The sequence below is a fragment of the Streptomyces sp. JK94 genome, assembly GCF_053613315.1.
Genome location: NZ_JBSICH010000001.1, coordinates 285,380 through 308,325, shown reverse-complemented (window position 1 = coordinate 308,325; position 22,946 = coordinate 285,380). Strand labels below are relative to the sequence as shown.

The window sequence follows — 22,946 nt, the reverse complement described above, 5'->3', positions numbered from 1 at the left end:
CGGTCCTGACCGGCGGGCATGCGGGTCAGACGAGGGCGACGGCCTGCTCCGCGGAGAGGCCGACGCCCTCGGCGTACGCGGCCTCGTACGCCTCGTCGCCGAGCGCCTGACGCGCCCGCTCGGCGGCCCGGCCGCGCGCGTCCCGCTCCATGCCCGTCTCGACGTGGTCCGGCGGCAGCATCGCGTCGGCGGCGCCGATGCAGCGGGCGGCGTCCGGGGCCCGGCGCCCGCCGTCCACCCTGGCCAGCGCCATCGCGGCGATGGCCAGGTGCGAGGAGCGCATGTGCGGGGCGATGGCCGCGGAGAGCGGCTCGTCGGCCCTCTCCAGCGACCGGCGCACCTTGTCCAGGCATTCCTGGTGCCGGCCCTCCAGCGTGGCGACCCACGCCTCCACGGCCAGGATGAAGGCGTCGAAGACGACGAAGTGGGAGATGGCGAAGTCCTCGCGCAGCAGCCGCAGCTGCTCGCCGGCCTCGGCGGCCCGCCCGGTCATGCCGAGCCGGCCGGCGAGGAAGAGCCGGGCGGCCGGCATGGCGCCGTTGTGCCCCGCCACCCTGGTCCGCTCGATCACGGCGCGCAGGAGGCGCTCGCCCTCCTCGGCGTCGCCCGCCTCCAGCAGCACGCCGGCGAGGCGGGCGTCCAGGATGTCCACCTGGGCGCGCGCGCCCAGCCGGTCGGCGTGTTCCGCGGCGGCCCGGTAGTCGGCGGCGGCCAGCTGGTACTCGCCCTTGCGCTCACGGGCCTCGGCGCGGGCGGAGAGGGCCTCGGCGGTGCCCCAGGCGTCGCCGAGGCGCCGGTAGATCTCCAGTGCCTCGTCGGCGTCGCGGGACGCGTCGCCCGCCCACTCGGTGCGGTTGGCGAGGAGGTTGGCGCGCATCTGGAGGCTGCCGGCCAGCGCCCAGTCGTATCCCGGCGTCTCGCGGCAGGTGCGCACGGTGGCGTCCATGATCACGCGTAGCCGGTCCGTGTCGCCGGAGAGCAACACGGCGAAGAACCAGAGCAGGCCGGGCGGGGTGCAGGTCTGGGGCATGCCCGGTTCGTACGTTTCGGCGATGGCGCGCAGTTTCCGCTTGGCCTCCGGTTTCTGCCAGGCGTCCAGCTCGGTGTCCATGCAGGCGAGGTGGGCGAGGTGGGCCCCGCGCCTGGCCTCGGCGAGCACTTCGCCGGTCATCGGGGGCGGGGCGGCCGTGCACCGCTCCCACACCGGCTCGGCGCGGCGCACCGGCTCGGCGAAGGGGTCGGGGCCGAGGGTCATGACCTCGCTGAACCAGTTCCGGGCCTCCACCCGCAGGTCGCGCATCCGCCAGTACCAGACCAGCGACAGCGCGAGGCTCAGCGCCTCCTGCTCGTCGCGTTCGGTGATGGCGTGGCGAAGGGCGGTGCGCAGGTTCTCGTACTCCCGCTCCAGCCGCTCGATGGCGGTGAGCTGCTGCGGGCCGCGCAGCAACGGGTCGGTGGTGCGGGCGAGTTCGCGGTAGTACGTCAGGTGCGCGCGCTCGGCGGCGGCCCGGCCGCCGGCCTCGTCGAGGCGTTCGCCGGCGTACTCGGCGACGGTCTCCAGCAGCCGGTAGCGCATGCCGTCGCCGCCGGACGGCGCGGCCACGACCAGGGACTTGTCGACGAGGGAGCCGAGGGCGTCCAGGGCGGCGGGCCCGCACACGGCCTCGGCGGCGGCGAGGTCACAGCCGCCCGCGAAGACGGACAGGCGCCGCAGCACGTCCCGCTCCTCCTCGTCGAGCAGGTCCCAGGACCAGTCGACGACCGCGCGCAGGGTCTGCTGGCGGGGCAGGACGGTGCGGCTGCCGGAGGTGAGCAGGCGGAAGCGGTCGTCGAGGCGGTCGGCGATCTGGCGCGGGGTGAGCATGCGCAGCCGGGCGGCGGCCAGCTCGATGGCCAGTGGCAGGCCGTCGAGGCGGCGGCAGATCTCGGCGCAGGCGGCCGCGGTCACCTCGTCGGCGTCCGTCCGGAAGCCGGGGCGGGCGGCGGCGCCCCGGTCGGCGAGCAGCCGCAGCGCGGCCGGTTCGGGCAGCGGCTCGACCGGGCGCAGCGACTCCCCGGGCACGCCGAGGGGTTCGCGGCTGGTGGCGAGGACGGTCAGGCCCGGGCAGCGGGCGAGCAGTTCCTCGGCGAGGCGGGCGGCGGCCTCGACGACGTGTTCGCAGTTGTCGAGGACGATCAGCATGCGACGCCGGCCGCAGTGCTCGACGAGGCGTTCCACGGCGCCGGCCTGCCGGTCGGAGGTGGCGACGGCGCGCATCTCCTCGGCGCCGGCACCGTACAGCACGGTCTCACGGGCGCCGAGGGCGGTGAGGACGGCCTCCGGTACGGCGCCGGGGTCGTCGACGGGGGCGAGTTCGGCCAGCCACACGCCGTCCCGGGCCGTGTCGTCCCCGGCGTGCTCGGCGACCTCCTGCGACAGCCGCGTCTTGCCGGCGCCGCCGGGTCCGAGCAGGGTGACGAGGCGCGCGGTCGCCAGGTCGGCGCGCAGTGCCTCCAGGTCGGCGTCGCGGCCGACGAAAGAGGTCAGCCGGGCGCGGAGGTTGCCCCGGGGGCGGGGCGGCGACTCGGCCCCGACGGGAGCCCCGGCGGGGCTCCCCGGCCCGGCCGGTGCCGCAGGCCCGGCGGGGCTCCCGGGTGCCGGAGAGGTCCCCTCCCCCGCGCGGAACTCGACCCCGGCGGACCCCGCACGCCCGGCGGGGCTCCCCGGCCCGGCGGGAGTCGCGGGAGGTTTCGCGCGGGCCCCGGCCCCCGCGGAAGCCCCGGCCCTCGGGGAACGGGCGGTCGTGACCGGCGCCGGCGGCACCTCGGGACGGAGCAACCGCTCGTGCAGCGACCGCAGTTCCGCCCCCGGGCGGGTGCCGAGCCGGTCCGCGAGGAGCCGGCGTACGGCCTCGTAGGCGGCCAGCGCCTCGGCGGTGCGGCCGGTGTCGCGCAGGGCCCGCAACCGCAGGACCTGGAGCGGCTCGTCCAGGGGGTGGCCGTCGCAGAGCGCGGTCAGCTCGGGCAGGGAGTGCTCGGCCTGCCCGAGGTCCAGGGCGGCGGTGTGGCGGGCGCGCAGCGCGTCCAGGTGCCGGGTGTTCCAGCGGGCCGCCTGCGCGGCGCGGTCGGGCAGGTCGGCGAGGGCGGGGCCGCGCCACAGGGCGAGGGCGTCGTCGAGTACGGCGGCCGCCTTGCCGGGGTCGCCGTCGGCGAGGGCGCGGGTGCCCTCGCCGGCCAGCCGGGCGAAGCGGTGCAGGTCGACGTCCTCGTGGGCGGCGGCGAGCAGGTAGCCTCCGTCGGCCGAGACGACCGCATCCGCGCCGAGCGTCCGGCGCAGCCGCCCGACCAGCGCCTGCAGCGCTCCCGGCGCGTCGGCCGGCGGGTCGCCGTCCCACACCTCCTCCACCAGCAGCGCCGCGGGCACGGCACGGCCGGGCCGGAGGGCGAGCACGGTCAGCAGCGCGCGCAGCCGCGCCCCGCCGACCGGGACGCCGGTGCCGTCGGGGCGGAGTGCCTGGGTGGTGCCGAGGATGCGATAGCGCACGGACCCATTGTCCCCGGTGCCGTCGCGGCCGGTCATGGGGTTTCCGCGGCGCGGCGCGGGGCACGAAAACCGGCGGCCGGCCACCGGGCGCCCGGACGGCGTCCGGTACGGTCGGGCGGCCCCCGCACCCCACGTGCGTCCGACAGCCAGGGAGTCCCATGACCACCGCCACCGCCCGCCCCAGTGACCGGCGGATCAGTCCCGTGTTCCTCGGGATCGTCGCCGTCGCCGCGGTCACGGGCTGGGCCGCCTGGACCGGGTTCGCCGAGCAGCCGGGCCTGGCCGTGTTCCTGTTCGTGACGGCCGCGTGGGTGGTGTCCCTGTGCCTGCACGAGTACGCGCACGCCCGCACCGCCCTGCACGGCGGGGACATCTCGGTCGGCGCGAAGGGCTACCTCACGCTGAACCCGGTGAAGTACACCCACGCCCTGCTCAGCATCGTGCTCCCGGTGCTGTTCGTGATCATGGGCGGGATCGGTCTGCCGGGCGGCGCGGTGTTCATCGAGCGCGGACGCATCCGGGGCCGATGGCGGCACAGTGTGATCTCGGCGGCGGGGCCGCTGACCAACGTCCTGTTCGCCGTGGTCTGCACGGCCCCGTTCTGGCTGGACGCGCTGGACGGCGTGCCGCGCGACTTCCGCCTGGCGCTGGCGTTCCTCGCGCTGCTCCAGGTCACGGCCGCGATCCTGAACTTCCTGCCGGTGCCGGGCCTGGACGGCTACGGGGTGGTCGAACCGTGGCTGTCGCACCCCGTGCGGCGGCAGGTGGAACCGCTCGCCCCCTTCGGGCTGCTGATCGTCTTCGCGCTGCTGTGGATCCCGGCCGTCAACGGCGTGTTCTTCGACACGGTCGACGCGATCCTGCGCGGCCTCGGGATCAGCGACCTCGACACGTACTGCGGCTTCGAGCTGTACCGCTTCTGGCAGACCGACCCGCTGTGCACACCGGGCGGATGACGCCGCTCAGCCGGTGACGGACGTGGCGCGGCGCTCGTCCCGGCCGCGCTTGACGTAGTACCAGCACATGTTGGACGACAGTCCCGACAGCATCACCCACACGACGCCGATCAGCGCACTGCCCTGCACGAAGGAGACGACGGCGGCGGCCACGGCGAGTACGCAGACGGCCAGGGCGTAGAGGGCGAGACGGGGCATGGGGCGGGCTCCTGTCGGGGGACACGGCGGGTACTGCGGGTGATGCGGTACTTCTGGCACCCACCAGTGTCCCCCATCGCCTCACACGTCCGTGACGCGGAGCCCGGCGTGCGCCTTGTAGCGGCGGTTGACGGAGATCAGGTTGGCGACCAGGGACTCCACCTGGTGGGCGTTGCGCAGCCGTCCGGCGAAGACGCCGCGCATGCCGGGGATGCGCCCCGCGAGGGCCTGGACGATCTCCACGTCGGCGCGCGCCTCGCCCAGCACCATGACGTCGGTGTCGATCTCGTCGATCTCCGGGTCCTGGAGGAGGACCGCGGAGAGGTGGTGGAAGGCGGCGGTGACCCGGCTGTCCGGCAGCAGGGCGGCGGCCTGCTCGGCGGCGCTGCCCTCCTCGGGCCTGAGCGCGTAGGCGCCCTGCTTGTCGAAGCCGAGCGGGTTGACGCAGTCGACGACGAGCTTGCCGGCCAGTTCCCCGCGCAGGGACTCCAGTGTCCTGGCGTGGCCGTCCCAGGGCACGGCGACGATCACGATGTCGCTGCGGCGCGCGGTCTCGGCGTTGTCGGCGCCCTCGACTCCGTGCCCGATCTCCTCGGCGGCGGCCACCGCGCGCTCGGCGGCGCGCGAGCCGACGATCACCTTCTGGCCGGTCCTGGCGAGACGGTGGGCGAGGCCCTTGCCCTGGGGGCCGGTGCCGCCGAGCACGCCGACGACCAGCCCGGAGACGTCGGGCAGGTCCCAGGGGTCCTTGGCGGGGGCCTTCTGTGCAGCACTGTCGGTAGAGGTCATGGCCCGACCCTACGTCCGCCCCGGCCACCGGGCCGGTTCAGGTCCCGCCTCGTGCCGGGCGGGCCCCGGGAGGTCCCCGGGCCGGGTGAATCAGGGGCGAACGCCGGGCCGCGCGGGCCGGGTTGCGGCAGGATGCGGGCGCATGGACGCCGTACGGGTCGCGCTGCTGCGGGAAGTGCTCGCCGGGACCGAGTGGCTGGGAGCCACCCGGAGGTTCGCGGGAGCGCTCAGGTCGTCGGTGGTCCCGCACGGGGGCGGACTGCTGCTGGTGGGCACCCCCGCGTACGAGCCCTGGCACCTGGCGGCCCACCTGGTGGACGAGGCCGCCTGGTCGGGGACGCCGGAGCTGGCCCCCACGCTGGTGCGGCACGACGCGCGCCCCTCGGACCCGGCGCACCTGGCGGTGGGGCCGGGGCGGCTGGCGGCGGCCCGGCGCGGGGAGACGCTGCTCGTGGTGGCGCCCGACGATCCCGGCGCCCTGCTCCTGGAAGGGGTGCACGACGCCCGCCGGGCCGGCGCGACGGTGCTGGCGCTGGGCACGGGTGAGCGGGAGCTGACGGCGATGGCGCACGAGACGCTGACGGTGCCGGACGGCGCCGAGCTGGACCTGGACACGGTGCAGCACCTGGTCAGCGCGGCGGCCGGGGAGAACGCGGTGCCGCCGCCCCGGGGCCGCCGCCGGTTCCGGGACCGCCTGTCCCGGCTGGCCGACCACCTGACGGCCCCGCCGCCGTCGCGCTGGTGAGGGCCCGGCCCGGGTCCTCGGGACGCCGCCGGCGCGTTGCGGGGTCCTCCGTGGCGCCGCTCTCCGCGCCCCGTCGTGGCCGTGGAGCCCGCGCCGGGAGGCCGGGCTCCGGCGGCCCGGCCTCCCGGCGCGGGCCCGGGCTCGCTGCTGGTCGGCGCGAGAAGCGCGCAGCCGCCGCGAGCGGGTGATCAGTCCTCGTCCGCGCGCCCCGCGGAGGAGGCGTCGTGCCACTTCGGGTCGTTCTCCCACTCGAGGTTGCGCTCGCGGGCGGTCTGCATCGCGTGCTCGGCCTCCGTGCGGGAGGCGTACGGCCCGAAGCGGTTCTTGGCCGGGCACTCCGGGCCCTCCTCGACCTTCCCGTGCTCCAGGCAGTAGTACCACTCGCCCGGTTTTCCGACCGTGCGCTTCTTGAACAGGGCCATGACCGGCTCCTTTCGCCAGGGACATGTTCTCGTATGCCCGCTGGTTAGACTCGCTGGCATGTCTGGCCAGTCGCTGCTCGTACCAGGGGAGCTCTCTCCCACCCGTTCCGTACCCGGAAACATCCGCCGGCCCGAGTACGTCGGGAAACCGGCGCCGGCGCCGTACACCGGACCGGAGGTGCAGACGCCCGAGACCATCGAGGCGATGCGCGTGGCCGGCCGGATCGCGGCGCGGGCGATGGAGGAGGCCGCCAAGCTCATCGCGCCCGGCGTGACGACGGACGAGCTGGACCGGGTGGCGCACGCGTACATGTGCGACCACGGCGCCTACCCGTCGACCCTCGGCTACCGCGGCTTCCCGAAGTCCCTGTGCAGCTCCGTCAACGAGGTCATCTGCCACGGCATCCCGGACTCGACGGTGCTGCGGGACGGCGACATCGTCAACCTCGACGTGACGGCGTACATCGGCGGTGTGCACGGCGACAACAACGCGACCTACCTGGTCGGGGACGTGGACGAGGAGAGCCGGTTGCTGGTGGAGCGGACCCGCGAGTCCCTCGCCCGCGCGATCAAGGCGGTCAAGCCGGGCCGGCAGATCAACATCATCGGCCGGGTCATCGAGTCGTACGCGAAGCGGTTCGGGTACGGGGTGGTGCGGGACTTCACCGGCCACGGGATCAGCTCGTCGTTCCACTCGGGGCTGATCGTCCCGCACTACGACAGTCCGCACGCGACGACCGTCATCCAGCCCGGGATGACCTTCACGATCGAGCCGATGCTGACGCTCGGGACGCACGAGTACGACCTGTGGGACGACGGCTGGACGGTCGTGACGAAGGACCGCAGGCGTACGGCGCAGTTCGAGCACACGCTGGTGGTGACGGACACGGGCGCGGAGATCCTGACCCTTCCGTAGCCGCCCGGCACACCCCTTCTTCGACGGCCCGCTCTCCCCGGAGGGCGGGCCGTCGCGTGTCCCGGCACGATTTTTCCGACAGGACGTCGGAAAACCATTGACTTAGGTAAGCCTAACCATAAAAAATCAGCGCCATGGACTCCTTCTCGACGCTCATCCGCACCGCCTCCCACGAACAGCACGTGGAGGCCGAGACCTCGACGTTCATGAGCGACCTGGTGGGCGGGCGGCTCGGGGTCGACGCGTACGCGCGCTACACCGAGCAGCTGTGGTTCGTCTACGAGGCGCTGGAGGCGACGGCCGGCCGGCTGGCGGCGGACCCCGTGGCCGGGCCGTTCGTGCGGCCCGAGCTGATGCGGCTGACCTCGCTGGAGCGGGACCTGGCACACCTGCGCGGCCCGGACTGGCGCGCGGCGCTGACCGCCCTGCCGGCGACCGAGGCGTACGCGGCCCGGGTGCGCGAGTGCGCCGAGCGGTGGCCGGCCGGGTACATAGCCCACCACTACACGCGCTACCTCGGCGACCTGTCCGGCGGCCAGATCATCCGTGACAGGGCGGAGCGGACGTGGGGCTTCACCAAGAAGGGCGACGGGGTCCGCTTCTACGTCTTCGAGGGGATCGGCAACCCGGCGGCCTTCAAGCGCGAGTACCGCGAGCTGCTGGACGGCATCCGCGCGGACGACCTGGAGAAGCAGCGGGTCGTCACCGAGTGCAAGCGGGCCTTCGCCCTGAACACGGCGGTCTTCCGGGGGCTGGGCGAGGAGTTCCCGCTGACCGCGTGAGCGGTCGCGGCCTCCCCGGGCGCACCGGTCCCCCTCGGCCACCGGGGCCGAGGGGGACCGTCAGTGCTCGAAGCGCCCGGCTCAGTCGATGTCGTAGTCGTCGCTCCGGCAGTTGATGCTGCCGAAGTACGGGCTGCAGGTGGCGTCCTCGTCACCGTGCAGGTGGCCGTCGAAGGCGGTGGCGGTCGCCGCGCCTGTGGCGGTCATGGCGGCGGTCAGCAGGACCGTGGCAAGGGCGGAACGGATGCGCATGGGTTTCCACTCGCGGGGACTGAGCGGTTACGCCCAGAGGTAACCCCTCGCGGTCCCGCGCACACGCTGTTCCACCCGTACGGAGGCGCGGTACCGGGCCGGCTTCACCGCTCCAGACGCACCCGCCCCCCGATCTCGACCCAGCCCCCGGGCTGCGGAGCCGTGAGGATCTGCGAGCCCGTCCCCTGCGTGATGTTGAGGGCGCGGCCCAGCCGGTCGGTCAGCAGCAGCGCCGCCGCGCCGGTCGCCTCGTCCTCGTCGACGCCGTCGTCGCGCCCCGGGAAGGCACGGGCCCGGACGCGTCCCGCCGGCTCGTCCTCCCACGCCCAAGCGTAGATTCTCCCCCGCTGCCCGGGAGGCGCGGGAGACGCGAGAGGCGCGAGAGGCGCGAGAGGCGCGAGAGGCGCGAGAGACCTGGGAGACGCGGGAGACGCGAGAGGCGCGAGAGACCTGGGAGACGCGGGAGACGCGGGAGACGCGGGAGACGCGGGAGGCGACTCCGCCTCCACCTCCGCCTCCGCTCTCGCCTGCGTCCCGGCCTCCGGCTCCTCCCCCGGCCCCTCCCCCGGCCGCACCGGCGGCGGCACCGGCAGGTCCTCGACCTCGGCGACGCTCGCGTACCGGCGCAGGGTCCACGGCGGGGCCCACTCGGGCCGGGCCTCGATCCAGCTGAACTCGCCGTCCAGCCGGGCGCCCACCACCCCGGCCGGGGTGACGAGTTCGGGGACGTCGAGCAGCCAGGCCGTGCCGACGCAGGGACGCCCGGCGAAGGGCAGGCGCCGGGTGGGCGTGTAGAGGTCGACGACGCCGCGCTCGGGATCGTCGACGAACACGGTCTCGCCGAAGCCGAGTTTCGCGGCGAGCTCCTGCCGCCGCGCGGGATCCGGCAGCACGGAGCCGTCCCGGACGACGCCGAGTTCGTTGCCGTAGCCGCCGTTCGGCGCGCAGAACACGCGCAGTACGTCGTAGTCAGTCACCGGGGCATTCAAGCACCGGGCGGGTGGCGAGGGCGTCCCGGACGAGGCGGGGGCCCCGTCCGGGAGCGTCCGGGCCGGCGGGCCGGGGCCCGGGGTCCGTTCCCTCGTCGCCCCTGCCGTTGCGGAGGAACCGGCCGTATCGAGGGAGACTCGCCCCGCCCCGTCCCGTCCCGCCCCACTCCGGTGCGCGGCGCGCCGCCGTGCGGGCGGCTACGCGCCGTTTCGCCGCCTGCGCGCGGCGAACACCGCGCCCGCGCCGATCGCGACCGCCACGCCGGCCGCCGCGCCCAGCGCCGGGCCCGGGATGTCCGCGCCGGTGGAGGCCAGGCTGCCGCCGGTCAGGCCGCCCGTGGTCGTGCCCGTGCCCCCGACGACGGAGCCGGTGCCGCCGGTGGTCGAGCCGGCCCCGCCACCGGTACCGCCCGTCGTGCCCGACCCTCCGGCGCCGCCCGTGCCGCCCGTGCCGCCCGTCGTGTCCGAGCCGTCGCCGTCCGGCAGCTGGGCGTCGTCGCTGAGCGCCACCGACAGGTCGACGTCGTCGAGTGCCGTGCCGGCCGGGTAGTTGCCGAAGATCTCCGCGCCGGCCTCGGTGAGGGTGGCGGCGACGGCGTCGACGGTGACGACGTCGTTCACGGCGGCCAGGTCGTCCGACGCGGCCGTGAGGTCGGCCAGGGCCACGCCCTCGGACCGCTCGCCGAGGCTGTTCACATCGGCGGTCAGCGTGCCGGTGCCGCCGTCGAGGGTGGCCTTGAGGTTGCTCAGAGTCAGGTCGAGGCCGTAGACGCCGCCCGTCTCGTGCCCCTTGAAGTTCACGGCGCCCCGGAACGAGGCGGTGAGCCGGCCGGCGTCCGTGTCGTACGTTCCGGTGGCGTCCTTGAAGGTGAAGACGCCGTTGCCGGCCGCCTGGGAGGCCCCGTCCGAGACGGTGACCCTGCCCTGGGCGATGTCACCGACGACGTACGCGCGGAAGGACTCCTTCACGCCCCAGTCGAGGGTGCCGTCGGCTATCTCGCCCTTGGCGGGGGCCTCGGACGCGGTGGCCGTGGCAGAGGCCGTGGCCGTCGCCGTCGCCGTCGCCGTGGGGGACGCGCCGGTGCCCGCGGTCGGGCTCGCCGAGGACGAGGCGGTCCCGGTGGCCGTCGGCTCCGGGCTCCCGGTCTGCGTCGCCGTCGCCGTCGCCGTCGGGGAGGGGCCGGTGGTGGGGGCGCTCGTGGTGGGCGTGGGGCTGGGGGCCGGCGCCTCCTTCCGCTCCACGGTCAGCGGGTCGCCCGCCGCACCGCTGTAACTCGCGCTGCCGAAGACCTCCGCGGCCTCCTCGGTCAGCGTGGTCGCCATGTCCTTCATCTCACGGGTGACGGCGACCGTGGCGAGCGGCACGTCGTCCTCGGTCGTGCCGCCCCGCGTCACGTCGGCGGTGATCTCGGCGTCCTCGCTGTCGAACCGCACGTCCGACAGCGTGAGCGCGAAGCCGTGCGCCGCGGACTCGATCGCGAGGCTGCCCGTGAACGCGAGGTCCACGGTGTTCGTGGCCGAGTCGTAGGCGCCCGTGCCGTCGACGAAGGTGAACGCGCCGTTGCCGTCGGCCTGCGTCGCGCCGTCGGAGGGGGTGAAACTGCCCTGCGCGTAGGTGGCGACGTAAGTGCGGTAGGACTGCTTGATGCCCCACGTCAGTTCGTAGTCCTTGAGCGGGACGTCCGCGGCCGAGGCGGTGGTCGCGCCGGCCGTGGCGAGGGCGGTGGCGCCGAGCGCGGCGGCCGTCGCCACGGCGGCGGCGAGTGCGGTGGGGCGGCGTCGTCTGACGGGCATGACTCGGTTCTCCTTGCGTGGTGGCCCGCCGGGTGGGCGGTCCGGGTGTCGTGGGTCGTCGTGGGTTCAGCCCTCGTCCGAGGGGGACGCGGCGGGCCGGGCGCGGCGCCTGCGGACGGTGACGGCCGCGAGGGCCGCGGCCACCAGCAGGGCGCCGGCCGTGAGGGTCACGGGCAGGGCGGGGAAGCCTCCGTCGTCGGTGGCGCCGGCGACGGGTTCGGCCGACGTTCCGGGACCGGTGGTCCCCTCGGGCCGCGGGCTCGCGCTCGTGCTCGCGCTCGCCGTGGGGTCGCTGCCCAGGTCGGGCAGGGCGGGCAGCGCCGCGTCGGCGGTGAGGGCGACGGCCAGCGACACCGGGTCCATCTCGGTGCCCGCCCGGTACATGCCGCCGAAGGCCTCGGCGCCGCGCGCGGTGAGCTTCGCGGGGGCCTCGGTGACCCGCACCAGGCCGTCGGCCGGCTTCAGGTCCTCGGCGGTGAAGGTGACCAGGGGCACCTTCTTCGCCGTGAGACCGGGACTGGTCACATCGGCGTACAGCGTCCCCCCGCCGTCCTCGACGGTGGCGCGTACGCCGCTGAGGGCGAGGTCGAGGCCGTGCGCGCCGGTGAAGCGCACCGCGCCCTCGAAGGCGGCGGTGAGGTCGCCGTCCTCGTACGTCCCCTCGCCGCCGGGGAAGCGGAAGAGGGCGCCGCCGTCCTGGGCGCCGGCGGTGAGGGCCCACGCACCATCGGCGATGTCTCCGGTGACGTACTCGCGGAAGGTGCGGCGCACGCCCCAGTCGACGGCGCCGTCCTCGATGGCGCCCTCCTTGCCGGCAGCGCCCGAAGTCCGCTGCGCCTGCGGTGACTCGGTGGGTGCGGTGGACGGCTGCTCCGCCTGCTGCGGTGCCGCCGCCTGCACGTCGACGGACAGGCTCACCGGGTCCAGCGCGGTGCCGGCGGTGTAGTACCCGGCGAAGGACCGGGCGCCCTCGGCGGTGAGGGTGGCGGGCAGCTGGGCGAGGGCCACGGTGCCGCCGCCGCCCCTCATGTCGATGCCGCCGAGGGAGAGGGAGGCGAAGGGCACCTGACGGGACGTCGTGACCGCCCCGGTGTCCTTCGCCTTGCTGACGACGTCCACGTGGAGCGTGCCGGTGGTGCCGGAGATGCTCACGGTGGGACGGCTGATGGTGAGGTCGAGCTGGTGGGCGCCGGTGCCGGTGGGGTGGCCGAGGAAGTGGACGCCGCCCTGGAAGGCGGCCCGGAAGGCGCCGGTGCCGCTGTCGTAGGCGCCGGTCGCCGAGTGGAAGCGGAAGCCGCTCCCGCCGACGGTGGCCGCTCCCCCGCTCAGGGAGTAACCGCCCTGGGCGACCGGCCCGGTGACATAGCTCTGGAACGACGACTTGATGCCCCAGTCGAGCCGTCCGCCCTGCACGGTGCGGCTCTCGGCGTGTGCCGCGGTCGCGGGGAGCAGGGCCCCGAGGATCGCCGCGCACACCACGGTGAGCAGGGCGCGAAGACGGGCGGGCATGCGAAGTCCTCCGGATCGGGGAGCAGTAGCGATCGAAGGTTAGGCTAACCTAAGTCAAGCCGACTGTGATCGGCGGTCGACGAAAGGAACGGACACCACCGTGCGACGCTTGCGCAACCGACTGGCGGGAGCACTGCTGTCCGTGCTCGCCCTCTCCCTGACCGCGACCGGATGCCAGGGCTCCTCCGAGGCGGCGAGCGGCGCCGGAGACGGTGCGACGGCCGCCGCGGAGACGGAGACGGTCGCGAACCGGGTCGAGCCGCTCGCGCACAGACCCGTGCCGCGGCTCCCGGTGACCGTCCGCTCCGCCGACGGCGAGCGGGTGACGGTGGAACGGGCCGGGCGCGTGGTGCCCCTCTCCGGGAGCCTCAGCGAGATCGTCTTCACGCTCGGCCTGGGCGACCGGGTCGTCGCCCGCGACGTCACCGCGACCTTCGCCCAGGCGGCGGACCTCCCCGTGGTCACCCGGGGCCACGACGTCTCCGCCGAGAGCGTGCTGTCGCTGCGGCCGGACCTGGTGATCGCCGAGACCACCACCGGGCCGCAGGAGGCCGTGGAGCAGATCCGCGCCGCCGGCGTCCCGGTGCTGTTCGTCGCGGCGGCGAAGGGCCTGGACGACGTGGGCCCGCGCATCCGGGCGGTCGCCGACGCACTCGGTGTGCCGGAGGCCGGGGAGGAACTGACCGAGCGCTCCCGGCAGCGGATCGCGGCCGTGCGCGAGGACGTCCCGGACGCCTCGGCGGAAGGGGGCTCGCCCAGGGTCGCCTTCCTGTACCTGCGCGGCTCGGCCTCCGTCTACCTCATCGGCGGCAGCCAGTCCGGTGCCGGTTCGCTGATCGAGGCGGCCGGTGCGGTGGACGCCGGCGCCGCCTCGGGCCTGGAGAAGGACTTCACCGCCCTCACCAGCGAGGCGCTCGTGAAGGCCGCACCCGACGCGATCCTGGTCATGAGCAAGGGACTCGAGTCGGTCGGCGGGATCGACGGGCTGGTGAAGATCCCCGGTGTCGCCCAGACCCCGGCGGGCCTGGACCGCCGGATCGTCTCGGTCGAGGACGGCGTACTCCTCAACTACGGCCCGCGCACCGACCAGGTGCTGCAGTCGGTCGTGTCCCAGCTGTACGGCGGGGACGGCACCCGATGACCGTACGGGACCAGCCGGTCCGCCCCCGGACGCCCGTCGAGGCGCCACCGCCGCGCCGCCGTCGCACCACCGCCTGGCTGCTGACCGCCGCCCTGGCCGCCGGACTCCTGGCCCTGGTCCCGGTCGCGGCCGGTACGGGCGCCTACCCGGTCCCGGCCGGCGACGTACTCGGCTCCCTGCTGCACCGGGCCGGGCTCGGCGGTACGGAACTGGACCGGGTGACCGGGTCGGTGCTGTGGAACGTGCGGTTCCCGCGGATCGTGCTGGCGCTGCTCGTCGGTGCCTCACTGGGCTGCGCGGGCGCCCTGATGCAGGGCGTGTTCGGCAACCCGCTCGCCGAACCGGGCGTCATCGGCGTCTCCTCGGGCGCGGCGGTCGGCGCGGTCGCCGCCCTCGCGTTCGGCCTGGACCTCCTCGGCACCTGGACGGTGCCCGTCTTCGCCTTCGTCTCCGGCCTGGCCACCGTCCTGGTGGTGTACGCGATGTCCCGCTCGGGCGGCCGTACGGAGGTGGTCACGCTGATCCTCACGGGAATCGCGGTGAACGCCTTCGCGGGCGCGCTGATCGGGCTGTTCCTGTTCTTCGCGGACACGGCGGCGGTCAACCAGATCACCTTCTGGCAGTTGGGCTCGCTGGCCCAGGCGACCTGGCCGAAGGTGCTGGCTGTCCTGCCGTGCGCGGCGCTCGGACTGGGGCTCGCCCCGCTGTACTCCCGCCGGCTCGACCTCCTCGCCCTCGGTGAACGCCCGGCCCGGCACCTGGGCGTGGACGTGGAGCGGCTGCGGATCGTGCTGGTGCTGGTGATCGCGCTGCTGACCGCGGCGGCCGTGAGCGTGGCGGGAGTCATCGGCTTCGTCGGACTCGTCGTGCCGCACCTGCTGCGCATGGTGGCGGGCCCCGGGCACCGGTTTCTGATCCCGGGCAGCGCGCTGCTGGGCGCGCTGGTGCTGCTCGCCGCCGACCTGGCGGCCCGCACCGTCGCCGAGCCCGCCGAGCTGCCGCTCGGGGTACTGACGGCGCTGCTGGGCAGCCCGTTCTTCTTCTGGCTGCTGCGCCGCACCCGGCGCAGGCAAGGGGGTTGGGCATGAGAGGCGCCGGGACCGCGAGCGGCGGAGGGCTGCTGCGCCTCGTCCCGTCCCGCCCGGTGCCGCCGCCCCCCGCCGTGCCCGGCGACGTCCTCGCCGAGGCCGAGGGCCTGCGCGTCCGCCTCGGGGGGCGGCCGGTCCTGGACGGCGTGGACGTCACCGTCCGCGCGGGCGAGGTGCTCGCGCTGGTGGGTCCCAACGGGGCGGGCAAGTCCACCCTGTTGGGCGCGCTGGCCGCCGACGTCCCGGCCGCCGAGGGCGTCGTACGCGTCCACGGCCGTCCGGTGGCCCGGTGGTCCGCTCCCGAACTGGCGTTGCGCCGGGCCGTGCTGCCCCAGTCGGCGTCGCTGTCCTTCCCGTTCGCGGTCGAGGAGGTCGTCCGGATGGGCCGGGCGCCCTGGGCGGGGAGCGGCCCGGCGGACGAGGACGACGCGGTCGTGGCCGAGGCGATGGCCCGCACGGAGGTGGCCGGCTTCGCCGGCCGCCCGTTCTCCGCGCTCAGCGGCGGCGAACGGGCCCGGGTCGCGCTCGCCCGTGTGCTCGCACAACGCGCTCCCCTGCTGCTGCTCGACGAACCCACCGCGGCACTGGACCTGCGGCACCAGGAACTGGTCCTGCGGCTGTGCCGGGAGCGGGCGCGCGCCGGGGACGCGGTGGTCGTCGTCCTGCACGACCTCTCCCTGGCGGCGGCGTACGCGGACCGGATCGCGGTCCTGCGCGCCGGCCGGGTCGCCGCCGACGGCCCGCCGGGGGAGGTCCTCTCCGAGGGGCTGCTGTCCGAGGTCTACGACCAGCCGGTGGAGGTGGTGGCGCACCCGCGCACGACGGCGCCGCTGGTCGTCCCGCGGCGCGATCCCTGACGTGAGGTCACGGTGTGGCCGCTGTCCCCGGTCCCGGCGTTCGCGGGCCGTCCCGCCCCGGTAGGGTTCGCCTCCGGGAAGGGGAAGGTGAAGACACCTGATGAGCAGGGATCGCGGCCCTCGTAGGCCCCGCAGGCTTGCCCGGAGCGTGCTGACAGCCGCCTCGGCGACCGCGTTGTCGTTGACGGCGAGCGGATGCGTGGTGGTGCACGGCGAGCGCGAGGTGCTCCCGTCGACCACCCGGGCCGAGGCCGCGAAGGCGCTCCAGCAGTTCACCGCCGCGTACAACGCGGCCGACAAGGCCTACGACGCCTCCCTGGACGCCGACCACACCACCGGCGCCCTCGCCGCCATCGACTCCGCGCGGCTGAAGGCGGGCCGGACCAACCGTCCGGACGGCAACCCGTCGCACGCTCCGCTGGAGCTGACGGACGCGAGGTTCACGATCCCGAAGAAGGCCGGCTGGCCGCGCTGGTTCGTCGCGGACACCAAGGCCAACAAGGGCGGCGACGCCCGCTGGTTGCTGGTCTTCACCCGGTACGGCCTGGAGGAGACCTGGCAGGCGGCGTACCTGACGCTGGTCGCCCCCGGCAAGGTGCCGGAGTTCGAGACCGACCGGGACGGCTGGGCCGAGGCGGTCCCCGCCGACTCCACCGACGTGGCCGTGCCGCCCGCCGACCTGAGCCAGGACTACACGGCCTATCTGAAGGACGGCGGCGAGACCTTCGCGGACGGCGTCCACACCAGCTCCTGGCGCCAGTCGCGCGAGAAGCGGTCGACCCGTCCCGGCCTGGTCACCCAGTACATCGACGAGCCCCTGACGGACGGCGACTACGCGCCGCTGGCGCTGCGCACGAAGGACGGCGGGGCGCTGGTGTTCTTCAGCTCGCGGCACTTCGAGAAGCAGACCGCCGCGTCGAACGCGTCCGTGCCGACGCCGAACAAGGACGTGCTGGCGCTGACGGAGGGCGAGATCAAGCAGTCGCTGACGATGGAGTTCGTCTCCAACGAGGTCGCGCTCGCCCCGGCGGAGGGTTCGGGCAACGGGCAGGTGGTGGTCCTGGGGCGGGTCCAGGGACTGACCTCGGCGAAGGGCGAGTAGCGGGGCCGGGTGGCGTCGGGCCCGCCGAGCGGCTTGCTGCGCGGCGTGCTCAGCGGCGTGAGGGCCAGGCCGTGCCCGCGTGGTCGCTGACCTCTCCGGCGTGCCGGGCGCAGGCGTCGGTGAGGATCTCCAGCAGGGTCAGCGGGTCCGGCAGCGGGTGCTCGGGGCCGCGCACCCAGTGCACCGTCCGGTCCTCGCCGGGCAGCCGGGCGGGCGGTACGAGGACGTAGGAACCGCGGCAGTGCCAGCGCAGGCCGGGGTGCTCGTCCATGGTCTCGGGGTGGCAGTCCAGCTCGCAGGGCCACCACTCGTCCTCGTCCTCGGGGGTGCCGCGGGTGAGGGTGAACAGCAGCATGCGGCCGTCGTCGCTCTCGGCGACCGGGCCGACCTCGACACCGGCGTCGAGCAGTCGCCGGAGCGCCTCGCGACCGGCCTGGAGGGGGACGTCGAGGACGTCGTGCACCATGCCGGTCGCGGTGATGAAGTTGGCCTCGGGCTGGTGGCGGGCCCAGCGCTCGACCTGCGCGCGGTCGGTGGTGGACTGCGTCTGCCAGGCGAAGGACACCGGATGCCGGGCGGGTGTGGGACAGCCGACGCGGTCGCAGGAGCAGCGGTATCCGGCCGGGTGCGCGGCGGGCGCCAGGGGCAGTCCCGCACCGGCGGCGGCGAGCAGCAGATCCTCCCGGCCACCGTCGCCGGCGGCCTTCCTGGGGCGGCGTCCGCGCAGCCACTGGGAGAGTTTGCCCTGCAGACCGCTCCGGCCGCCGAACTCCGCGCTCATCTATCCCCTCGCCTCGCCGTCGTGCGCACCAGCATGCCCTATGGTCGCACCATTCCGCGCTTGGGGGTCGGGAAGGGACAAACTTCCCTGGTCAGACTTCTTCGGGCAGGCACCTTCCGCTCCGCCGGGTCCCACCGGCCGGGCTCGTCCGGTCACCGCGGGGCGAGCCCGTGGAGCGCGTAGTCGACGAGCGTGTCGGTGTAGGCGTGGGAGATGGGGCCGCTGCGCTGCAGCCAGCGCTGCGCGAGCGGGGCGACGAAGAGTTCCAGCCCGATACGGGGGTCGATCTCCGGTCGCACGTCGCCGGCGTCCTGGGCGGCGCGCAGCCGGCCCACGTAGAGCTGGAGCGAGGGCTCCAGGAGCTTGGTGACGAACTCCCGTCCGAGCTGTTCGTTGACGACGCCTTCCGCGGCCAGGGCGCGGGAGGGGGCCTCGAACTTCGGATCGCGCAGCTCGTCGACGGTGGCGCGCAGCACGGCCTTGAGGTCGGCGGCGAGGTCTCCGGTGTCCGGGAAGGTGTATGTCTCCTCGCCGGCGGCCCGCGCGGCCTGCTCGCTCAGGTCGAGGAAGGCCTCCAGCAGGACGTCGGCCTTCGAGGACCACCAGCGGTAGATCGTCTGCTTGCCGACACCGGCACGGGCGGCGATGCCCTCGATGGTGGTCTTGGGGTAGCCGACCTCCACGACGAGGGCGAGGGCGGCGTCGTAGATGGCCTGGCGGGACCGCTGGCTACGACGCGAGACGTCGGGGTGCGGCCGCTCGGAGGCGGGAGTCGGGGCGTGGGCGGGTTTCTGGGCAGCCATGGCTCGAATTTATCAGGTTGACAAGACGTGACGTCTCGCCGGAAGGTGATACGCGAGGAAGCGAGACGCAACGTATCGCATCGCAACTGCTGTGCATCGCATCGAGAGAGGGGGACCGCGTGTCCCGAGGTGGAGCCGGAAACATGCTGGGCGTCGGTGGTACCCGGCAGAAGCTCGGCCGCGACGCCCTGCGCGGCGGCGACCGGAACGGCCGGATCGGCGGCGGTCTGGACCCGCAGGCACGGAAGCGGGAACTGCTGCGCAAGCTCCAGGAGCGTCAGAAGGAACAGCGGCAGGAGCAGGAACAGCGGGAGGAGCAGGAGCGGGAGAAGCAGGAGAAACGGGGGAGGCAGGGGAAGCGGGAGGAGGCGGAGGGGAGCTGCTAGGCGTCGTGAGCGGCGAGACGGCGTGGGTCACGGGGGCGCGTGGGTCACGGGGCGTGGGTCACGGGCCGCGGCCGGCCCGGCACTGCCGCCGTCGGCGCGCTCCCGCACCACCTCGCCGGCTGGTCATTCCTCCCGCGGAGGCCAGGGGTCGCCCCAGTCGGCGTCGCGGGCGGCCTTGTAGAGGTCGCCGTGGCGCTTGGTGACCGTCCGGCGGTTCAGCCGCTCGTCGGGTTCGCACAGGTCGAGCAGGACCTGGCCCTTGCGGATCTGCGGACGCCGGACGACCCGGGAGAGGGCCGGATCGGCCGGCAGCCGGGTGGCGGCGACGTAGCTGAACTTCTCGTCCTCGTAGGCGAGGGAACCGCCCTTGACCTGGCGGTGCAGGGAGGAACGGCTGACCCGGGCCGCGAAGTGGCACCAGTCCGTGCCGGGAACGATGGGGCAGGCGGCGCTGTGCGGGCAGGGGGCGGCGACACGGAACCCGGCGGAGACCAGCCGGTCCCGGGCCTCGATGACCCGGGCGTGGCCGGCGGGGGTGCCGGCCTCGACGATCACCACGGCCTGCGCGGCGCCGGCGGCGGCGTCGACGAGCGCGGCGCGGTCGGCGTCGGTCAGTTCGTTGAGGACGTAGGACACGGTGACGAGATCAGTGCTCTCCACAGTGAGCGCCGCTCCGATCCGTGAGCGCTGCCAGCGGACATCGCGCAGGGCCGGACGGTCGGCGGCGATCTCCCGGCCGAGGGCGAGCGCGGGCTCGGCCCAGTCCAGCACGGTCACCGGGCGTACGCCGTCCCAGGTGGCGTGGACGGCCCAGGTCGCCGCGCCGGTCCCGCCGCCGACGTCGACGTGGTTCCCGGGCGTCCATCCGGGCACCGCGTCCGCGAACGCCTCCAGCGCCGACCGCACCGCCGCGAAGGTCGCCGGCATGCGGTACGCGGCGTAGGCGACGACGTCCGAGCGGTCCCGCAGGATCGGGGCGTCCGTCGGGGTGTCCCCGCGGTAGTTGGCGATCAGCCGCTCCACGGCCTGTGCGGCCTGCCGGGGCGGCAGCCCGTCGACCAGACCGGCGAGGGCGGCACGCAGGGCGTCGGCGGGGGTGGCGGGGTCGTTCACCCGGCGATTCTACGGGGGTGGCCGCCGGCCGGGCGGCCAGACGGCCGGACAGCCGGACAGCCAAGCGGCCAGACGGACAGCCGGACAGCCAAGCGGCCAGACCGCCAGACCGCCAGGCGGCCGGGCGGGCCGGGCGGGCCGGCGGCGGCGGCGGAGTACCGGGTACGGAGCGCGGACCGGCCGCCGCGGACGCCTCCGGTCAGATCTTCTCCCGCACCGCCCGGGCCACCCGCGTTCCCAGGGCCGCCCGGGGTCTGTTGTCCGGTGCGCGGCGACGCGGATGGACCGTGTTGGCGAGGAGCACCGCGAACGTGTCCGTCACCCGGTCGAGCACCAGCATCGTGCCCGTGAATCCGGTGTGGCCGGCCGCCCCGCGCCCCGCCAGCCCTCCCATGAACCACGGCTGGTCCAGGGCGAAGCCGAGCCCGGGCTCGGTCAGGAGCAGCTCCACGAAGTCCGGCCCGAGGATGCGCGCCGGCCCGTACGAGCCTCCCGCCAGCAGGGCACGGCAGAAGACCGCGAGGTCCCGCCCCGTCGAGAACAGACCCGCGTGCCCGGCCACCCCGCCCAGCGCCCAGGCGTTCTCGTCGTGCACGACGCCCCGCAGCATCCCCCGGTCCGCCTTGGCCCACGGCCGCCGCTGGTCCTCCGTCGCCGCCGCACCCGGGCACGGCCCGAAATGCGTCGCCGTCATGCCCAGCGGCCGGGTGATCCCGTCGTTCACCAGGACGTCGAGGGTGCGTCCCGTGACGCGCTCCAGGACCTGCTGGAGCAGCAGCATGTTCAGATCCGAGTAGCAGTACGTGCCGGGCACCCCCACCGGCGGTTCCGCCCGCAGCCGCCGCAGCCGTTCCTCGTCGTCGGCGCAGTCGTACAGCGGGAGTTCGGGCCGCAGCCCGGAGGTGTGGGTGAGCAGCTGCCGTACGGTGACGCGGTGCGCGGCGGCGGCCCGGAAGTCCGGCAGGTAGGCGCCGACCTCCGCGTCGATGCCGAGCGTGCCGCGTTCGATCTGCTGCACGGCGGCGACCGCCGTGAACACCTTCGTCAGGGACGCCAGGTCGAAGGGCGTACCGGTGCTGACCGGCACCCGGGAGCGGGCGGGCAGCTCCACACCCGAGTCGGTGCGCGGGTCGTAGGACGCGTAGCGCACCGCCCAGCCCGCCGCCTCCTCGACCGCGAGCACGGGACCGCGTCCGACGGCCACGACGGCGCCCGCCGCCCAGGGCCGCTCGCCGGCGGTGAGGGCGTGCACCTCCTCGACGACACGGCGCAGCTGCCCGGGGTCGAGTCCGGCCCGCTCCGGGGTGCCGCTGCGCAGTCTCGGAGCGCTCAGCGCTCTGCCCCCTCCCAGGCCTTCCCGGCCTTCCCGGTCTCCCCGGCCTCTTCGATTTCCCCGGTCTCCCGCCCGGCGGTCCGCCCGGCCGTGGGACGGCACATCCCCACGAAGAAGGCGAGCGCCACCAGCGCCGCCACCAGCTGCACCACGGCCATCGGCAGCGCGGTGTCCTCTCCCGCGATCCCGACGAGCGGAGAGGCGACGGCGCCGATGAGGAAGGAGGACGTGCCGAGCAGCGCGGAGGCGGAGCCGGCCGACTTCCTGACCCGCATCAGCGCCAGCGCCTGGGTGTTGGGCAGGCTGATCCCCATCGCGGACATCAGCACGAACAGCGCGGCGGCGACCGGCGCGAGCCCGACCTCGCCGAAGACGCCGAGGGACATCAGCAGCAGGGCGGTGGCGGCGGCGACGACGATCAGGAGGCCGAGCCCCAGCACCCGGTCCAGCCGGACCCGCCCGACCAGGATCTTGCCGTTGATCTGCCCGACGACGACCAGGCCGATCGAGTTGAGGCCGAACAGCAGGCTGAACGTCTGCGGGGAGGCGCCGTAGATCTCCTGGACGACGAACGGGGACGCCGCGATGTAGGCGAAGAGCGAGGCGAAGGCGAAGCCGCCCGTGAGCATGTACCCGGTGAAGGCGCGGTCGGCGAGCAGCCCGCGCATCGCGCGGAGGGTGTCGCCGACCCCGCCCGCGTGCCGTTCGCCCTCCGGCAGCGTCTCCGGCAGCTTGGCCCACACGACGGCGCCCAGTGCCACCCCGACCACCGTGAGCACGGCGAACACGCCCCGCCAGTCGGTCACCCGCAGGACCTGGCCGCCGATCAGCGGCGCGACGACCGGGGCGACGCCGGAGATCAGCATCAGGGTGGAGAAGAAGCGGGCCATGGCCACACCGTCGTACAGGTCGCGGACGACCGCGCGGGCGATGACGATCGCGGCGGCGCCCGCGAGTCCCTGGGCCAGCCGGAAGGCGACGAGGAGTCCGACGGTGGGCGCGAAGGCACACAGGGCGGTGGCGACGACGTAGACGGCGAGCCCGGCCAGCAGCGGGCGGCGGCGGCCCCACTTGTCGCTCATCGGGCCGACCACGAGCTGGCCGAGGGCCATGCCGGCCAGGCAGGCGGTGAGCGTGAGCTGGACGGTCGCGGCGGGCGCGCCCAGGGACCGGGTGACCTCCGGGAGCGCCGGGAGGTACATGTCCATGGCCAGCGGCGGCGTGGCGGTCAGGCCGCCGAGGATGAACGTGACGAGCAGACCGGTGCGGCGGGTGGCCCGCGGCGGTCGGGCGGCCGGCCCCGTTTCCGGCCCGGCCGCCCGCGCCGGGCTCGAGGTCTTCGGTGTGGTGTCCGGTGACGTGTGCGGTATGGACGGCCCGCGCTCGGGCATGTGCCCCTCCCTCTTCTGCAGATCCGGCACCTATGCTCTCAGCTCGTACGCACTTGAACGAACAGACTCGAACAAC

The 22,946-nt window shown here is 74.8% G+C and carries 21 protein-coding genes and 3 pseudogenes; 10 read left to right on the top strand and 14 right to left on the bottom strand.

Features of this window, described 5'->3' with window-relative positions:
* Nucleotides 1–25 precede the first annotated feature (25 nt).
* On the bottom strand, nucleotides 26–3,559 hold the full coding sequence (locus ACVV2G_RS01450) for an AfsR/SARP family transcriptional regulator (protein ID WP_453840681.1): 3,534 nt from the start codon (nucleotides 3,557–3,559) through the stop codon (nucleotides 26–28).
* A 122-nt stretch (nucleotides 3,560–3,681) separates the two neighbouring features.
* Here ACVV2G_RS01450 and ACVV2G_RS01445 point away from each other — a divergent pair, with 122 nt between their 5' ends.
* A complete protein-coding gene (locus tag ACVV2G_RS01445) occupies nucleotides 3,682–4,479 on the top strand; it encodes a site-2 protease family protein (RefSeq protein ID WP_453840680.1) in 798 nt (265 codons plus the stop codon).
* Nucleotides 4,480–4,485: 6 nt separating this feature from the next.
* Here ACVV2G_RS01445 and ACVV2G_RS01440 read toward each other — a convergent pair whose 3' ends face one another.
* Complete coding sequence (locus tag ACVV2G_RS01440; protein WP_453840679.1) at nucleotides 4,486–4,677, bottom strand: hypothetical protein; 192 nt, start codon at nucleotides 4,675–4,677, stop codon at nucleotides 4,486–4,488.
* Between the two features lie 81 nt (nucleotides 4,678–4,758).
* Nucleotides 4,759–5,466, bottom strand: coding sequence for an NADPH-dependent F420 reductase (npdG, locus tag ACVV2G_RS01435; protein ID WP_453840678.1), 708 nt, complete (start codon nucleotides 5,464–5,466; stop codon nucleotides 4,759–4,761).
* A gap of 142 nt (nucleotides 5,467–5,608) precedes the next feature.
* On the opposite strand from npdG, the gene ACVV2G_RS01430 reads away from it, so the two are divergent.
* A complete protein-coding gene (locus ACVV2G_RS01430; RefSeq protein ID WP_453840677.1) occupies nucleotides 5,609–6,211 on the top strand; it encodes a hypothetical protein in 603 nt (200 codons plus the stop codon).
* Between the two features lie 188 nt (nucleotides 6,212–6,399).
* On the opposite strand, the gene ACVV2G_RS01425 is transcribed toward ACVV2G_RS01430, so the two are convergent.
* On the bottom strand, nucleotides 6,400–6,633 hold the full coding sequence (locus tag ACVV2G_RS01425; protein ID WP_453840676.1) for a hypothetical protein: 234 nt from the start codon (nucleotides 6,631–6,633) through the stop codon (nucleotides 6,400–6,402).
* Between the two features lie 58 nt (nucleotides 6,634–6,691).
* On the opposite strand from ACVV2G_RS01425, the gene map reads away from it, so the two are divergent.
* Both map and ACVV2G_RS01415 read left to right on the top strand, forming a co-directional pair.
* On the top strand, nucleotides 6,692–7,549 hold the full coding sequence (gene map, locus ACVV2G_RS01420; RefSeq protein ID WP_453840675.1) for a type I methionyl aminopeptidase: 858 nt from the start codon (nucleotides 6,692–6,694) through the stop codon (nucleotides 7,547–7,549).
* A gap of 134 nt (nucleotides 7,550–7,683) precedes the next feature.
* On the top strand, nucleotides 7,684–8,331 hold the full coding sequence (locus tag ACVV2G_RS01415; RefSeq protein WP_453840674.1) for a biliverdin-producing heme oxygenase: 648 nt from the start codon (nucleotides 7,684–7,686) through the stop codon (nucleotides 8,329–8,331).
* An 81-nt stretch (nucleotides 8,332–8,412) separates the two neighbouring features.
* Here the strand turns inward: ACVV2G_RS01415 and ACVV2G_RS01410 are convergent, their stop codons facing one another.
* The 5 genes and pseudogenes from ACVV2G_RS01410 to ACVV2G_RS01390 all read right to left on the bottom strand — a co-directional run bounded on the left by ACVV2G_RS01410 (nucleotide 8,413) and on the right by ACVV2G_RS01390 (nucleotide 12,875).
* On the bottom strand, nucleotides 8,413–8,583 hold the full coding sequence (locus tag ACVV2G_RS01410) for a hypothetical protein (protein WP_453840673.1): 171 nt from the start codon (nucleotides 8,581–8,583) through the stop codon (nucleotides 8,413–8,415).
* Between the two features lie 104 nt (nucleotides 8,584–8,687).
* Nucleotides 8,688–8,921, bottom strand: a pseudogene (locus ACVV2G_RS01405) (PhzF family phenazine biosynthesis protein); the annotation flags it as partial.
* Nucleotides 8,922–9,095: 174 nt separating this feature from the next.
* Nucleotides 9,096–9,560, bottom strand: a pseudogene (locus ACVV2G_RS01400) (PhzF family phenazine biosynthesis protein); the annotation flags it as partial.
* Between the two features lie 210 nt (nucleotides 9,561–9,770).
* On the bottom strand, nucleotides 9,771–11,366 hold the full coding sequence (locus ACVV2G_RS01395; RefSeq protein WP_453840672.1) for an HtaA domain-containing protein: 1,596 nt from the start codon (nucleotides 11,364–11,366) through the stop codon (nucleotides 9,771–9,773).
* A gap of 66 nt (nucleotides 11,367–11,432) precedes the next feature.
* Nucleotides 11,433–12,875 carry an HtaA domain-containing protein gene (locus ACVV2G_RS01390; RefSeq protein WP_453840671.1) on the bottom strand — a complete coding sequence of 481 codons (1,443 nt, stop codon included), beginning with the start codon at nucleotides 12,873–12,875 and terminating at the stop codon, nucleotides 11,433–11,435.
* A 100-nt stretch (nucleotides 12,876–12,975) separates the two neighbouring features.
* Between ACVV2G_RS01390 and ACVV2G_RS01385 the strand changes: the two genes are divergently transcribed.
* The 5 genes and pseudogenes from ACVV2G_RS01385 (at nucleotide 12,976) to ACVV2G_RS01365 (ending at nucleotide 17,063) form a co-directional block, all read left to right on the top strand.
* Nucleotides 12,976–14,016 (top strand): heme/hemin ABC transporter substrate-binding protein, encoded by a 1,041-nt coding sequence (locus ACVV2G_RS01385; protein ID WP_453840670.1) that lies wholly within the window; start codon nucleotides 12,976–12,978, stop codon nucleotides 14,014–14,016.
* On the top strand, nucleotides 14,013–15,104 hold the full coding sequence (locus ACVV2G_RS01380; protein WP_453840669.1) for a FecCD family ABC transporter permease: 1,092 nt from the start codon (nucleotides 14,013–14,015) through the stop codon (nucleotides 15,102–15,104). The genes ACVV2G_RS01385 and ACVV2G_RS01380 overlap by 4 nt, the downstream gene beginning before the upstream one ends.
* Nucleotides 15,101–15,961 (top strand): heme ABC transporter ATP-binding protein, encoded by an 861-nt coding sequence (locus ACVV2G_RS01375; RefSeq protein WP_453840668.1) that lies wholly within the window; start codon nucleotides 15,101–15,103, stop codon nucleotides 15,959–15,961. The genes ACVV2G_RS01380 and ACVV2G_RS01375 overlap by 4 nt, the downstream gene beginning before the upstream one ends.
* A 3-nt stretch (nucleotides 15,962–15,964) precedes the next feature.
* Nucleotides 15,965–16,087, top strand: a pseudogene (locus ACVV2G_RS01370) (iron transporter); the annotation flags it as partial.
* Entirely contained in the window at nucleotides 16,062–17,063 is a 1,002-nt protein-coding gene (locus ACVV2G_RS01365) for an SCO2278 family lipoprotein (protein ID WP_453840667.1), read from the top strand. The pseudogene ACVV2G_RS01370 and the gene ACVV2G_RS01365, both read left to right, overlap by 26 nt.
* Before the next feature lie 49 nt (nucleotides 17,064–17,112).
* Here ACVV2G_RS01365 and ACVV2G_RS01360 read toward each other — a convergent pair whose 3' ends face one another.
* On the bottom strand, nucleotides 17,113–17,844 hold the full coding sequence (locus ACVV2G_RS01360; RefSeq protein WP_453840666.1) for a bifunctional DNA primase/polymerase: 732 nt from the start codon (nucleotides 17,842–17,844) through the stop codon (nucleotides 17,113–17,115).
* A gap of 152 nt (nucleotides 17,845–17,996) precedes the next feature.
* Nucleotides 17,997–18,647, bottom strand: a complete 651-nt coding sequence (locus ACVV2G_RS01355; RefSeq protein ID WP_453840665.1) for a TetR/AcrR family transcriptional regulator — start codon at nucleotides 18,645–18,647, stop codon at nucleotides 17,997–17,999.
* A 143-nt stretch (nucleotides 18,648–18,790) separates the two neighbouring features.
* Here ACVV2G_RS01355 and ACVV2G_RS01350 point away from each other — a divergent pair, with 143 nt between their 5' ends.
* Nucleotides 18,791–19,033 (top strand): DUF6243 family protein, encoded by a 243-nt coding sequence (locus ACVV2G_RS01350; protein ID WP_453840664.1) that lies wholly within the window; start codon nucleotides 18,791–18,793, stop codon nucleotides 19,031–19,033.
* A gap of 123 nt (nucleotides 19,034–19,156) precedes the next feature.
* Here ACVV2G_RS01350 and ACVV2G_RS01345 read toward each other — a convergent pair whose 3' ends face one another.
* From ACVV2G_RS01345 to ACVV2G_RS01335, 3 genes are all read right to left on the bottom strand, one after another.
* Entirely contained in the window at nucleotides 19,157–20,146 is a 990-nt protein-coding gene (locus tag ACVV2G_RS01345; protein ID WP_453840663.1) for a small ribosomal subunit Rsm22 family protein, read from the bottom strand.
* 199 nt (nucleotides 20,147–20,345) lie between these two features.
* Nucleotides 20,346–21,398: a serine hydrolase domain-containing protein gene (locus ACVV2G_RS01340; protein ID WP_453840662.1), complete on the bottom strand. Its 1,053-nt coding sequence runs from the start codon at nucleotides 21,396–21,398 to the stop codon at nucleotides 20,346–20,348.
* 77 nt (nucleotides 21,399–21,475) lie between these two features.
* The gene (locus ACVV2G_RS01335; protein ID WP_453840661.1) at nucleotides 21,476–22,870 is read right to left on the bottom strand and encodes a multidrug effflux MFS transporter; all 1,395 of its coding nucleotides are present in this window, start codon (nucleotides 22,868–22,870) and stop codon (nucleotides 21,476–21,478) included.
* Nucleotides 22,871–22,946 lie beyond the last annotated feature (76 nt).